General features: G+C 71.9%; 8 protein-coding genes and 1 pseudogene. 5 read left to right on the top strand and 4 right to left on the bottom strand.

Features of this window, described 5'->3' with window-relative positions; genetic code table 11:
* The first annotated feature begins 171 nt into the window (after positions 1 to 171).
* Positions 172 to 1,078, top strand: a pseudogene (locus tag C1I92_RS35715) (IS5 family transposase).
* Positions 1,079 to 1,173: 95 nt separating this feature from the next.
* On the opposite strand, the gene C1I92_RS31325 reads toward C1I92_RS35715, so the two are convergent.
* Both C1I92_RS31325 and C1I92_RS31320 read right to left on the bottom strand, forming a co-directional pair.
* The gene (locus tag C1I92_RS31325) at positions 1,174 to 1,566 is read right to left on the bottom strand and encodes an NADPH-dependent F420 reductase (RefSeq protein ID WP_199521780.1); all 393 of its coding nucleotides are present in this window, start codon (positions 1,564 to 1,566) and stop codon (positions 1,174 to 1,176) included.
* Between the two features lie 90 nt (positions 1,567 to 1,656).
* The gene (locus C1I92_RS31320; protein WP_111258554.1) at positions 1,657 to 2,406 is read right to left on the bottom strand and encodes an SDR family NAD(P)-dependent oxidoreductase; all 750 of its coding nucleotides are present in this window, start codon (positions 2,404 to 2,406) and stop codon (positions 1,657 to 1,659) included.
* A gap of 90 nt (positions 2,407 to 2,496) precedes the next feature.
* On the opposite strand from C1I92_RS31320, the gene C1I92_RS31315 reads away from it, so the two are divergent.
* Positions 2,497 to 3,105, top strand: a complete 609-nt coding sequence (locus C1I92_RS31315; RefSeq protein WP_111258553.1) for a TetR/AcrR family transcriptional regulator — start codon at positions 2,497 to 2,499, stop codon at positions 3,103 to 3,105.
* Positions 3,106 to 3,603: 498 nt separating this feature from the next.
* Complete coding sequence (locus C1I92_RS31310; RefSeq protein ID WP_158564375.1) at positions 3,604 to 6,663, top strand: glycosyltransferase; 3,060 nt, start codon at positions 3,604 to 3,606, stop codon at positions 6,661 to 6,663.
* Here C1I92_RS31310 and rfbD read toward each other — a convergent pair.
* Positions 6,660 to 7,508: a dTDP-4-dehydrorhamnose reductase gene (gene rfbD, locus C1I92_RS31305; protein ID WP_111258551.1), complete on the bottom strand. Its 849-nt coding sequence runs from the start codon at positions 7,506 to 7,508 to the stop codon at positions 6,660 to 6,662. The genes C1I92_RS31310 and rfbD overlap by 4 nt on opposite strands.
* A gap of 99 nt (positions 7,509 to 7,607) precedes the next feature.
* On the opposite strand from rfbD, the gene C1I92_RS31300 reads away from it, so the two are divergent.
* Positions 7,608 to 10,769 carry a glycosyltransferase gene (locus C1I92_RS31300; RefSeq protein ID WP_111258550.1) on the top strand — a complete coding sequence of 1,054 codons (3,162 nt, stop codon included), beginning with the start codon at positions 7,608 to 7,610 and terminating at the stop codon, positions 10,767 to 10,769.
* A 10-nt stretch (positions 10,770 to 10,779) separates the two neighbouring features.
* Here C1I92_RS31300 and C1I92_RS31295 read toward each other — a convergent pair whose 3' ends face one another.
* Entirely contained in the window at positions 10,780 to 11,814 is a 1,035-nt protein-coding gene (locus tag C1I92_RS31295) for a hypothetical protein (RefSeq protein WP_146605357.1), read from the bottom strand.
* A 244-nt stretch (positions 11,815 to 12,058) separates the two neighbouring features.
* Between C1I92_RS31295 and C1I92_RS31290 the strand changes: the two genes are divergently transcribed.
* A complete protein-coding gene (locus tag C1I92_RS31290) occupies positions 12,059 to 13,453 on the top strand; it encodes a glycosyltransferase family 2 protein (RefSeq protein ID WP_158564373.1) in 1,395 nt (464 codons plus the stop codon).
* Positions 13,454 to 13,651 lie beyond the last annotated feature (198 nt).

Raw genomic sequence — 13,651 nt, 5'->3', positions numbered from 1 at the left:
GACAACCGAGGAACCCGGAGAGCCGGCGGACCCAGCGCCGGCAACCGAGCACGCCTCCCCGAAGCCGCCCCCACACGCACAAACCTCAACAGCAACCCAGCGGCCAGGCGAAACATCGAGGCTAGGGCGTGTCTCCCATATCTGTGAGCGGGTGCACTGCATGATCGCGGTGTGACCTCGTCCCGGTTCCAGTCGTTGACCGATGCCCAGTGGGAGCGGATCGAGCCGCTGCTGCCCTCGAACGCTGGCCGGCGTGGGCACCCGTTCTGGGACACCGTCGGGTGGTCGAGGGGATCATCTACCGGTACCGGACCGGGATCGCGTGGAGGGATCTGCCCCGTGAGCCGTTCGGGTCGTGGAAGACGGTGTGGAAGCGCCATCGCCGGTATGCCGAGGACGGCACGTGGGACAAGGTCCTGGCTGGGCTGCTCGCCCAGGCCGACGCTGCCGGGCAGATCGATTGGACCGTCTCGGTGGACGCCACGATCAACCGTGCTCACCAGCACGCGACGAACACCACCCGCCCCGAGCAGGACAACGGGGGGCACGGGCGAACCACACGAATCTGCCTGAGGGGTTCGTCCCCAGCCCGCTCGGCGGGGAACGTGAACCTGCAGGCCACGGTATCGGAAAGTCGCGTGGCGGGCTGACCAGCAAGATCCACCATGCGGTCGACGGGCACGGTCGCCCCCTCGCCGCGGTCGTCACCGGCGGGCAGCGCAACGACGGCGCCATGCTCACCGAGGTACTGGCCGACATCCGCGTCCCGCGCCTGGGCCCGGGACGTGCCCGCACCACGCCCGATGCCGCGATCGCCGACCGCGCCTACGCCACCGGTCCCGTGCGCAAGCACCTGCGCTCCCGCGGGATCAAGGCGGTCATCCCCGAGAAGAAGGACTCCGCAGCCGCCCGCCAGCGCAGGGGCTCCGCCGGCGGGCGACCACCGGCACTGGACGCCCAGACCTACAAACGACGCAACGTCGTCGAGCGGTCCTTCGCCCTGACCAAGCAATGGCGCGCCCTGGCCACCCGTTACGACTGTGAGGATGAGATGGTGCCGCCCCGGATCGTGGTCTGACCCGCGTTACGACTGGCCTTGGGTGCCTTGTGTTTGATCTGTCGACTGCGCGTCCGGGGCGGTGCTTGCTGCCGTCGGGTCGGCCAGGCGTGTCTCTATAGGGGCCTTGCTCGCAACAGGGCACCGTCACAGTCCTGACCGCCTGGGCCGACCCGACGACGGCCATCCGTTCCCGAGCCGTCAGGAGACATGTTGTCGAGAGCTTCGATCTGTCCGTCGCGTTCGGGGTAGTAGTTCGTCGTGTCGATGACGACCTTGCCTGCGAGGTCGCCGACGGGAAGGTCGTTGATCGCGAACAGCGGCACGCTGAGTACCACGACGTCGCTGGTCCGTGCCGCCCCTGCGGGGGTCGCGGCGGTCGCATTCTCACCGAGGTCGCTGGCGAGATCAGCCAGCGTGTCGGGGTGCCGGGAGTTGCTGAGTACGACGGCGTAACCGGCGTCGCATGCGAGGCGCGCAATCGAGCTACCGAGATCGCCGCTATCGATGAGTCAAAGTGTCTTCGTCACTGGATCCTCTCCTGCACACATATTGATTCGCAGGGATGCTGCTACTGGTCCTGTGGTGACACAGCCAGGTCAGACCTGCTTGAGACCACCGTCGACGTAGAGGTTCGAGCCTGCGATGAAGCTGCTGTCCCCAGAGGCCAGGAAGGCGACTGCTGCTGCGACGTCCTCGGGCTGACCGATGCGACCGATGGGCGTGCTTTCGGCCAGGCCCACGCGCGCAGCGGCCGCGTTCTCCTCGCCGACGAGCTGCTCAACGATCGGAGTGTCGATTGAGCCGGGCGAGACAGCGTTGACACGGATACCGCGCGCCTTGAGCTCGGGGGTCCAGGATCGCGCCAAGGCGCGGACGGCAGCCTTGGACGCAGAGTAGATGCCGAAGTTCTCGATGCCCTGCTCGGCTGCAGTTGAGGAGCAGAGGATCACCGAAGCCCCTTCATTGAGCAGCGGCAGCGCCTTCTGCACGGTGAATACCGTTCCCCGGACGTTGACGTTGAAGATTTGGTCGAAGTGCTGCTCGGTGACCTGCTCGAGCGGCGTGAGCTCGGCGACCGCGGCGTTGGCGAAGAGGATGTCCAGTCCGTGGCCGTGAGTCCGAATCGTCTCGAAGAGTCTGTCGAGGTCCTCGAGGTGGGAGATGTCTCCTACGACCGCCGTTACCGATTCGGCACCAATATGGGCCGCCGTCGCCTCCAGTTCGGCCTGGCGGCGCCCGGTGATGAACACGTGTGCGCCCTCTCGCGCCAAGCGTTCGGCGGCCGCCCGACCGATGCCGGTGCCGCCACCGGTGACGAGCGCCACCTTGCCCGTGAAGTGTCCCATTCGCTTCCCTCTCATTTAAGTACCGATCGATACTGAATGGAAACCTAGCACATCTAGATCGATCGGTACGTAATTGGTAGGATCGGGCCCGTGGATCCCGCAACGAAGTCACGCCTAGGACGACCTCGCGGCTTCGACACCGAGGACGCGCTGGAACGCGCGACCCGGGTGTTCTGGGAGCAGGGTTACGACGGCGCGTCCCTCGCGGACCTGACCGCGGCGATGGGCATCACCCGCACGAGCATGTACGCCGCGTTCGGGAACAAGGACGAGCTTTTCAGGTTGGCTCTCGAGAGATACACGCGAGACGGCATCGACTACGTCGCGCAGGCGATGGACAAGCCAACCGCAGAGGAGGTGGCAAGGACTTTCCTGGTCGGTGCGGCTCAGGCCAGCACCCGCCCCGGCTACCCACCTGGATGCCTCGGCGTCCAAGGTTCCCTCGCAGCCGGCGCCACTGCAAAGAATGCACGCGACGTCTTGGTCGCATGGCGTAACGACAGCGTGGCTCACCTGCGCGACCGGTTCCAACGCGCCATCGACGAAGGGGACCTCCCCGCCACTAGCAAACCGACTGAACTCGCCCGCTACGTCATGACAGTCGCCAACGGCATGGCTGTCCAAGCCGTCTCGGGCGCGACTCGGGCCGAGCTGGAAGAAGTCGCTAAGGCAGCGATGAAGGCGTGGCCGCCGCTGTGAGGACAGCGCGTTGCCGGGACGGCGCCGGCTCAGACGGTCGCGCCGGTTTGATCGTCGACGATCTCGAACCTCGTAGCTCGGCGGGCGACGGATGCACGTCTACGACGACGGCCCGGGTACCCGGCTCGATCCCTACCTCAGGCACGCCGCGGCGCATGATCACCACGTCGAACTGCTGAAGCACGGGCACGTCCCATCCGTCCTACCCCAGTCTTGGGCTCGGGCTAGTTGGTGGTCCGGCGGTTGCTACGCGCCAATTAGGAGACAGGCCCTAGTTAACGCCGAAGCAACCTGTCGTACGCTCCGCTGCGTTGCCTGAATGATGACATTCGGCTGATCCAGTTCAGCGCGAAGCGGACGTCGGGAGGGTGGCAGGACATGGGGGGCTCGCCGCGGCGAGACGGGATCAGGCGGTTCGCGCGACGGGCGCGGTCGAGGCTCGCCCACGATCGGACCACGCCGGCGGGTGGCCCGCGGCTGGAACAACAGCCGACGGTCGTGGACGCGTCGCCCGCGGCCGACCCGATCGCGGAACTGCTCAGCTGGAACGTCCTGGATCGCGAGTTCTACGGCGCCCAGGCAGGCAGGGAGTTCGCGTCGAACCGCGCCGCCGGCCGGCACTACCTGAACTGGGGGCTGCATCGCGGCTTCTCGCCGAGCCCGCTGTATGAGCCCGAGTTCCACGACCCGCGGTTCACGGCGCGGGAGGGTGTCGACCCGCTCGAGCTGGCGCGGCACGCCGTCACGGGCTCGCTCGGGCCGCTCTTCGACATCGAGGCGTACCTGGCCGCCCACCCGGATGCCGTTCGCCATCCTGGCGGCGCGCTCGGCCACTACCGCCAGCACGCCGGCCCGGACACTCCGGCGCCGGTGGGGCCGGACTTCACCGGGCCGGTTCCGACGCAGGCGACCGTCCGCGAGCGTGCCATCGCCACGGCCCGCGAGTGGGGCGATGCCTTCGCGCTCGGCAAGGGCGCTCGAGCCACCGGCGACTTCGACCGCGCGGAGGAGGAGGCCTACATCGCCCGCGTCGCCGTCATGCCGCTGCCCTCCGCCGCCGAAGGGCCACTGGTCAGTGTCGTGATCCCGGTGCACAACCGGCCGGTCGAGATCCGCGCGGCCGTCGCGTCGGTGCTCAGCCAGACCCTGCGCGAACTCGAGCTGATCGTGGTCGACGACGGGTCCGACGACGAGACGCCGGAGGTCCTGCGTGAGCTGGCCGCCGCCGACGACCGGCTGCGGGTGGTGGCCGGTCCCTGGCGTGGCGTCTGCGCCGCGCGCAACGCCGGGATCAGCGCTGCTACCGGCCGCTATGTGGCCTTCCTCGACTCCGACGACCTGTACCGGCCGCGCTTCTTGGAGCTGGCCTTGAAGGCGATGAACGCCGAAGGCCTGCGGGCTGCTCACGCCGTGCTCGACCGCGGCCCGGACACTCGGCGGCGCTACCTCGCCTTCGACGGGACCGCGGACCACCTCCTGATCAAGAACCACGTGAACATGATCTCCCTGGTCGTCGAGCGCGAGGTGCTCGACGACATCGGCGGTTTCGACGAGTCGCTGCGGCGCTGGGTCGACCATGACCTGGTCATCCGGATCGCACGGATCACGCCGCTGCGGCTGCTGCCCTTCGTCGGCGGCGAGGAGAACGGCGAGCCGGACGGCCCCGGCCGGATCACCTTCTCCGAGGCTCCCGGCTGGGAGTACGTCGTGCTGGGCAAGCACCACCTGAATTGGGACGCGGTGGACGCCGGCCTCGCCTCCAGAGTGCCCGGGCGGGTCTCGGTGCTGATCCCGACGTACCAGGACTGGCGGCTGACGCTGGCCGCCGCTGAGTCGGTGCTCGAGGCGGCCGACACCGCGGGTGACGATGTCGAGGTCGTCGTGGTCGACAACGGGTCGCGACGGGCGGTGTCGGCGATCATCAGGACGCGCTTCGCCGCCGAGCCGCGGTTCCGATTGGTGCGAGTGGCCCGCAACCTGCACTTCGCGACCGGCTCCAACCTGGCGTTCGCGCACTCCACCGGCGCCATGGTCGTGTTCCTCAACAACGACACCACCGTGCGGCCGGGCTGGCTGCGGCCGCTGGTGGACGCGCTGGCCGATCCCGCGGTCGCCGGCGCCCAGCCGCTGCTGGTGTACCCGGACGGGACCATCCAGTCCGCCGGGACGGTCTTCGCCGGCGGCGACGGCTTCCCGCACGCCTTCCTCGCGCACCACCCGGCCGAGGACGCGCAGCGGCAGGGCACGATGACCGGCTTCACGGCCGTGACCGCCGCGGCCCTGGCGATGCGGGCCGGCGACGTCGCCGCGCTGCGCGGCTTCGACCCGATGTACATCAACGGCAGCGAGGACGTCGACCTCTGCCTGCGCGCGACCGAGGAGCTGGGTGGCCGGTTCGCCGTCGTCACCGACGCCGTCGTCGTGCATCACGAGAGCAAGACCGCGGGGCGGATGGCCTTCCACTCAGCCAACCGGACCGAGTTCGCCGCCCGCTGGTCCGGGCGCCTGCCCGAATCGGAGCTCTGGCGTTACGAGCGGGCCGGCTTCACCGTGGCGCATGTCCATCCAGGCCCCGTCGACGCGGCTGGGTCGCGGACACCGCTGCCGGTCCTGACGCGGCCGGCGGCCACGACGGTGACCGAACGCACCCCGGCGTTGCGGTGGTCGATCAAGATCGGCGCACACGCCGGAGCGCGGGGCGACACGTGGGGCGACGTGCACTTCGCCCGGGACCTCGCCGACGCGCTGGGCCGGCTCGGACAGCAGGTCGCGGTCGACCGCAGGACCGCCTTCGACCGGTCCACGGCCTACCTCGACGAGGTCACACTGACCCTGCGCGGGCTGGAGTCGTACGCCCCCGATCCGTTCCGGACGAACCTGCTCTGGGTGATCAGCCACCCGGACGCGGTGACCGAGCGAGAGGCCGGCCGGTTCGACGCCGTCTTCGCGGCGTCGGCGTCCTGGGCGGCCGAGCGCAGCGCGCGATGGGGCGTGCCGGTGCGGCCGTTGCTCCAGGCGACCGCCCCGGAGCGGTTCCAGCCGCGGTCATTCGACGGCGCCGGGCCGGTGCTGTTCGTCGGCTCCGGGCGGCGTGGGGTGATCCGCCGGACCCTCCGGGACGCGATCCTCGCCGGTGTCGATGTTCACGTCTACGGCCTGAACTGGCGTGACGACATCCCAGCGCGGTATCTGCGTGGCGACTATCTGCCCAACGCCGACCTGAGCGCCGCCTACGGCCAGGCGCGGGTGGTCCTCAACGACCATTGGGCCGACATGCGGGCTCACGGCTTCATCTCGAACCGGGTGTTCGACGCCGTGGCCGCCGGCGCACGGGTCATCAGCGACCCGATCGACGGGATCGCGGAGATCTTCGGGCCGGCGGTGCGTACCTACTCGACGCCGACGGAACTCGCGGCGTTGTGCGCGATGGCGCCGGACGAGTTCTGCCCGCCGGAGGCCCTCAAGCTGGTGTCCGAGGAGATCCGGACGGCGCACTCGTTCGACGCGCGCGCCCGGGAGCTGCTGACCGCGGCGCTGGCCGCTCGCGCCACACCCTAGGCCTGGGGGAGGACGGCGGGGGCGGCTTCCGCCAGGGCCTCGTCCCAGGGGCGCAGCGGCGCCAGCCCGGCCCTGGCCCAGCCGTCGTGGCCGAGGACGGAGTAGGCCGGGCGCGGCGCGGGGCGCGGGAACCTGTCGGTGGTCGTCGGCCGGACGCGGGCCGGGTCCAGGCCGAGCTGCGCGAACACGGCCCGGGCCAGCCCGAACCACGTCGTCTCGCCGGCGTTCGTCGCGTGGTAGACGCCGGCCGGCGCGTCCGCGCGGACCAGGCCGGCGATGGCGTGGGCGACGTCCATCGACCACGTCGGCTGGCCGCGCTGGTCGTCGACGACGTCGAGGGTGTCGCGCTGCGCGGCCAGGCGGGCCATCGTCCTCACGAAGTTGCCGCCGTGCTCGCCGTACAACCAGGCGGTCCGCACGACGTAGCCGGCGTCCGGCAGCGCCGCCAGCACGGCCCGCTCGCCGGCCAGCTTGCTGCGTCCGTACGCCGACCGCGGCGCGGTGGGCGCGTCCTCCGGGTACGGCGCCGTCGCGGCCCCGTCGAACACGTAGTCGGTGGAGACGTGCACCAGCCGGGCGCCGTGCCGGGCGCACGCCGCGGCCAGGTGCGCGGGCCCGGCGCCGTTCACCGCCGTGGCCGCCTCCTCCGCGGTCTCGGCGCCGTCGACGTCGGTCCAGGCGGCGGTGTTGACGATGACGTCATGGCCGCTCACCGCGGTGTCGACGGCGGCGGCGTCGGTGATGTCGAGGTCGGCCCGGGTCAGCGCGGTGACCTGCGCGCCGTCGAGGACCGTCGTCATGTCGCGGCCCAGCATCCCGGCCGCGCCCGTGACCAACCATCGCACTGCGGGACCTCCATCCGGCTCGACCGTCTACGATATCGGCGTTCGGACCCCGGGGGGCGCGCGAGGGTTCCACGATCGCTGCCGTAGGAGAACCACGTCATGAAGCTGCCGGCCCGTAGGTTGCGTCGTCTGGTCCGGAGGAGGCGGTCGCAGCTGCGGTCCGATGCCGTCACCCGTGAGCAGCGCATCGCCGACGCCATCCGGGCCAGTGGTCTGTTCGACGCCGGCTGGTACGAGGAGCAGCTGGCCGAGCCGATCCCGGACGGTGTCGACCCGATCGACCACTACGTCATGGCCGGCGCAGAGAACGACATCTCGCCGAACCCGTGCTTCGCCACGGACTGGTACCGCGACCATCGCCGGACCCCGAGCCGGCTGGACGTCACGCCGTTCGTGCACTACATCCTGCGCGGCATGGGCCGCAACGTGCCGCCGCACCCGTTGTTCGACCCGGAGCTCTACCTGAGCCAGCACCCGGAGGCGGCCAAGCATGCCGGCGGCCCGCTCGGGCACTACCTCGAGATCGGCTGGCGGTCCGGGGCCCAGACCAGCCCTGTCTTCGACGTCGATGGCTACGTGCGCGCCGTCGGCGAGGTGCACGAGGCGCCGCTGGCCGACTTCGCCCGCCGGCACCGCCGGCTGATGGACCAGACCCGCGGCTGGGAGCACCTGCCGCGCACCGCGAAGACCTTCGACCACGAGGCGGCCGAGGAGTTCAAGCGCGGCGTCCTCGCCGACTACGCCCAGCTCGCCGAGGAGGTGCCGCTGGTCACCGTCGTCATCCCGACGAAGGACCGGCGCGAGGGCGTGCTCACCGCGATCGACTCCGTGCTCGCGCAGACGTACCGGAACTGGCAGCTGGTCGTCGTCGACGACGGCAGCAGCGACGGCACCGCGGAGGCGATCGAGCCGCTGCTGGCCGACGAGCGCATCGAGCTGGTCCGCCGGGAGCAGGCCGACGGCGTCTCGACCGCCCGCAACGCCGGGCTCGCGCGCGCCCGGGGCGAGTACGTCGCCTACCTCGACTCGGACAACATCTGGCTGCCCGACTTCCTCGAGGTCATGGTGGCCTTCGTGCGCACCCGGCAGCTGCGGTTCGCCTACGCCGTGTCGGAGCTGGTCGAGGAGAAGCCGGACGGCCGCGTCGGCTACCGGTCGCTGCCCTACAACCGCGCCGCGCTGCTCGAACGCAACTTCATCGACTGCATCGTCGTCCTGCACGAGCGTTCGCTGCTCGACGAGGTCGGCGGGTTCGACGAGAACCTGCGCCGCAACGTCGACTGGGACCTGTTCATCCGGATGTCCGCGGTCACCGACTTCGAGCTGGCGCCGTTCATCGCCACCCGCTACGACGCGTGGGAGCAGCGTAGCGACCGCATCACCATCAACGAGCTGTTCGGCTACCGCTTCGTCATCCGGGCCAAGCACCTGGTCGACTGGGACGCGATCGACGCCGGGCTGGCGCAGCGCCGGCCGGGCTCGGTGTCGGTGGTGATCCACGCCGCCGGCTCGGCCGGGCCCGTCATCGGCACCGTCGAGCGGCTGATGGCCGTCAGCGGCGACGTCGAGATCGTCATCGTCGACGCGAAGGCGCCCGAGGGCGACGCGCTGCGGCTGCAGCTGTTGCCGGCCCGGTTCCCGAACGTCCGGGTGCTGCGGCAGACGCAGCCGTTGTCGACCGAGCTGTCGCGCAACATCGGCGCCGCCCACTCCACGGGCGAGATCATCGTCTTCCTGCCGTCGGCGGCTCGGGTGGAGCCGGGCTGGCTGGAGCCGCTGACGGCGGCGCTGGCCGACGGCGCGGCCGCGGTGCAGCCGCTCGTGCTGCTGCGCGACGGGACGGTGTGGTCGGCCGGCGTCGCGTTCGCCCGCGGCGCCCATCCGCACAACCTCTACCGCCGCTTCCCGGGCGACGCCCCTGAGGTGACCGAGCCGTCGGAGCCGGCCGGGCTGTCGCCGTTGTCGCTCGCCGTCCGGGCCGCCGACTTCGCCGCCGTCCGCGGCTTCGACCCGCTGTTCGTCAACGACCACGACAACCCCGACCTCACGCTCCGGCTGGCCCGGCTGACCGAGCGGCCGCTGCGGCACGAGCCCACCGGCCTGGTGGCGCTCACCGACACGCCGGAGCGCCGCACGTCGGCGTCGGCCACCACCACCGCGACCGACAACCAGGAGCTGTTCACCAGCCGCTGGGCCGACGTCGTCGACCAGGACGACCACATCGTCTGGGGCCACCAGGGCTACACGATCGTCGGCTACGACGGCGAGTCCCCGACGCACTGGGGCTTCGATCCGATCATCGTGCGCGACCGCCCGGACCGGCCGCTGCGCTGGGCGATCAAGATCGGCGCGCCGGACGTCACACGGCGTACGAACTGGGGCGACTGGCACTTCGCCATCGGCCTCAAGGAGGCGCTGGAGCGGCTCGGCCACGAGGCGGTCATCGACGCCAAGGACGCGTGGTACCGCCCGACGTCCCGGTTCGACGACGTCGCGCTGGTGCTGCGCGGGGTCCGGGCCTATGCGGTCAACCCGCAGCAGACCAACCTCTCCTGGGTGATCAGCCACCCGGAGCGGGTCACTCGGCGCGAGCTGGCCTCGTACGACGCGGTGTTCGCCGCCTCGACGGGGCTGGCCCGGCGGATGTCGGCCGACCTCGGCGCGCCGGTCCGGCCGCTGCTGCAGGCCACCGACACGCGCCGGTTCCGGCCGGTCCCCGCCGACCCGCGCCGCCGCCACGACGTGCTGTTCGTCGGCAACGCGCGGGGGATGCGCGCGTCGGTCGAGGCGGCGCTGGCGGCCGGCATCGTCCCGTCGGTCTACGGCGTGCGCTGGGAGGGGCTGCTGCCCGACGGCGCCTGGCTCGGCGAGTACATCCCCAATGAGGAGCTCGCCGCGGTCTACGCGGGCGCCGGTGCGGTGCTCAACGACCACTGGGCCGACATGCGGACCGAGGGCCTGCTGTCGAACCGGCTGTTCGACCTGGTGGCCTGCGGCGCCAGGGTCGTCACCGACGTGGTCGACGGCTTGGACGAGCTGTTCGGCGACGTCGTGCTGACGTACACGACGCCGCAGGAGCTCGCCGCCGCCGTCGACACCCACCTGCGCGAGACGCCCGAGCGGGCGGCCGCTCGCGAGCAGCTGTCCGAACGCGTCCGGCGCGAGCACTCCTTCGACGCCCGGGCGGCCGAGCTGGTCGAGACGGTCCAGAAGCTCCGCGCGGAGGCGCAAGCGCCGGCGCCGGCGCCGCTGGCCAGGTGACCGCCGGCGCTCAGGAGTGGCGGGCGAAGTAGGACGCGTAGCCGGCGTCGACCCGGCCCGACCCGCCGAGCTGACGGCCGCCCGCGCGCAGCGCGCGGTCCAGCTCGCCCGGGTCGCGGGCGACCCGGCACACGCCGCGGTCGTGCACCGCGTATCCGTCGTCGCCGACGTCCACGGGCGCCAGCGGGTCGTCCAGGCGATCCAGGCCCAGCGCGAGCAGGTCGGCCGGCGAGCCGAGCACGGTGGCCGCCGTCAGGCTGTCCGCCGGGCGCTCGGACGGCAGGCCCGGCGCCCGCACGGTGACGTCCAGCGCCGGGAGGAACGTGCGCCGGACCCGGACCCCGCTGATCGGCCGCAGCCCGTAGCCGCGGCCGAGCACGAGGTCCTCGACGTGCTCGGGCGCGTAGCGCAGACCGGCGGCGGGCAGCGTGACCAGCTCGGTCGTGCACGTCTCCAGCGCCCGCTGCCGCTCCGCCGCGTCGCCGGCGGGCCGGACGGTGAGCGCGGGCCAGGTCTGCCGGCGCAGATCGTCCAGCACGCCGGTGTCGCCCGGCGAGACGATCGCGGTGACCGAGGGCGGCGACGACGCGACGCCGGCCGCCGCCGTCGCGGCCCGGAGTGCGGCGCGCCGGGCGGCGACCGACCAGCGCTCGCGCCGGTCCGGGTCGGCCACCGTCGCGTAGGTGAGCGTCGCGACCAGCTCGCCCAGCACCGGTCCGAGCAGCCGGCGCACCACCAGCGGCAGGTCCGGCGCCAGGACGGGGACCCCGGCGACCAGCAGCTGGCGCAGGTACCCGGCCAGCTCGACCGGACCGGCGGCGGCGCCGAACGGGACCTCCACGGCGGCGTACGCGCGCAGCTCGGTCAGCTGGGCCGGGCTCAGCGCGGACGCGCGGTCCAGCTCCGCCAGCCGGGCGCGGCCGGCCCGGATCCGCAGCCCGCCGGACGGCGTCGTGCTCGCCTGCGCCAGCGGCCGGGCGCGATCGCCCCGCACGTCGTCGTCGAAGGCGTCGAACCCGACAGGGGAGACGAGCGCGGTGTTCACCACGGGCAGCGGCGTCGCCAGGATGGCGCTCGTCGCCGTCCGCAGCTCGGATGGGGTCAGAGCGGCCAGAAGGCCCCAGTCCCGGACATACCCGGATGGCGTCGGCGCTGGTTGGAGGTCAGTTTTGGTCGGCATCACACGGCCCGGTAGGTTCTCAGTCTGGCGCCGCCCGGTGAGCGGCGCCCTCACCCTACCCGGCTCCAGCGGAGGAATGATGTCGCCCACGGTCCGTACGCCTGTCGCCGTGCCAAGACAGGAGTGGACCACCGTCGAGGCGCCCGAGCTCGGCGCCTGGACGCCGGCTCTGACGGTGACGGTCGTGCTGCCGGCGAAGGACTGCCAGGACGAGCTGGACCTCACTCTGGCCGCGCTGGCGGCGCAGACGTACCCGGCCGAGCTGCTCGACGTCATCGTCGTCGACGACGCGTCCGCCGAGCCGCTGCGGCTGCCCGCCGTCCACCCGGAGCGCGCCCGCGTGTTGCGGCTGCCGCCCGGCGACGGGCACGGGTCCGGGCGGGCCCGGCACGCCGGCGCCGAGGCCGCCACGGGCGACGTCGTGCTGTTCCTCGACGCCGACATCGTCGCCACCCGCACGCACGTCGAGGCGCACGCGCGCTGGCACCACACCGTCGCCGACGCCGTGGTGCTCGGGCACAAGATGTTCGTCGACTTCGACGACATCACCGCCGCCGACGTCCTCCAGGCCACCCGCGACGACACGTTCGACCGGCTGCTGGCCGGCCGTAAGCAGCAGCGGCACGGCTGGCAGGAGGACTTCATCAAGTCCGCCGACCGGCTCACTCGGCCCGTCGACGACGCCTTCCTCGCCGTCGTCGGGGCCAGCGTCTCCGCGCCGCGCGCGCTGTACGCCGAGAGCGGCGGGTTCTCCACGTTCGGGCTGCGCGGCATCGTCGACACCGAGTTCGGCTACCGCGCCTACACCGCCGGCGCCGTGCTGATCCCCGAGCCGGCGGCGCGCAGCTACCACCAGGGCGCTCGCAACTTCGCCATCCGCGGCGACGAGATCAAGCGGGAGCGGTCCGGGCTGGCCGCGAACTACCTGCCGATCCCGCTGTTCCGCCCCTCCGACGTCGGCCGCATGTGGCAGGTGCCGGTCGTGCACGCCGTCGTCGACGCGACGAGCGGGACACCGGAGGAGGTGCAGGTCACCGTCGACAGCGTTCTCGCCGCGGAGTACACCGACCTGGTCGTGACGGTGTCGCCGAGCAAGGCCCTGCCCCGCTGGGTCGAGGACTACTTCGCCGCCGACGCTCGGGTCCGGTTCGCGCCCGAGCCGGTGCGCACCGGCTTCCCGGCGCCGTTCTCGCTGATCGTGCCGGCCGGGGTGGCGATCGGCCGGTCCGCGGTCGGGACGATGCTCGCGCTGACCGCGTCGGAGCAGGTCGGCCTGGTCCGCGCCACGGTGTCCGACGAGCCCGGCCCGCCGGTCGAGCTGTGGGCGACGCGGGCCCTGCACCGCGCCCGGCGCCATGCGGGTTCGGACGGGCTGGACGAGACCGCGCGGCGCCTGTTCGGCGTCCACTGGCTCAGCGGCGCCGAGATCGGCGTCCGGCCCGCCGTCGTCGGCGTCACGCGGCAGGGGATGCTGTTCGACGAGTCGGCCGCCGCCGCTCGCTGAGGCGCTGCAGCCGTTCGTTGAGAGGGCTACGACCGTTGGTCGTCCCCCTGCTGCCCATTTTCTTAGCCGGGGGTGACGTCCCAGGTCGTGGTGTAACGGTCGGGCCGTTGTCGGCGTGGGTGACCACGTCGGGGGTGGCCATCGTGTGATGGTCGGCGAGACCACGCCAATGGTTCTCGCGGAAGGGACACATCACAC

The sequence above is a fragment of the Jiangella anatolica genome (genome assembly GCF_003236295.1).
Classification (GTDB): Bacteria; Actinomycetota; Actinomycetes; order Jiangellales; family Jiangellaceae; genus Jiangella; species Jiangella anatolica.
Note: the sequence above shows the minus strand (reverse complement) of the source record. Positions and strands in the feature narration are given on the sequence as shown.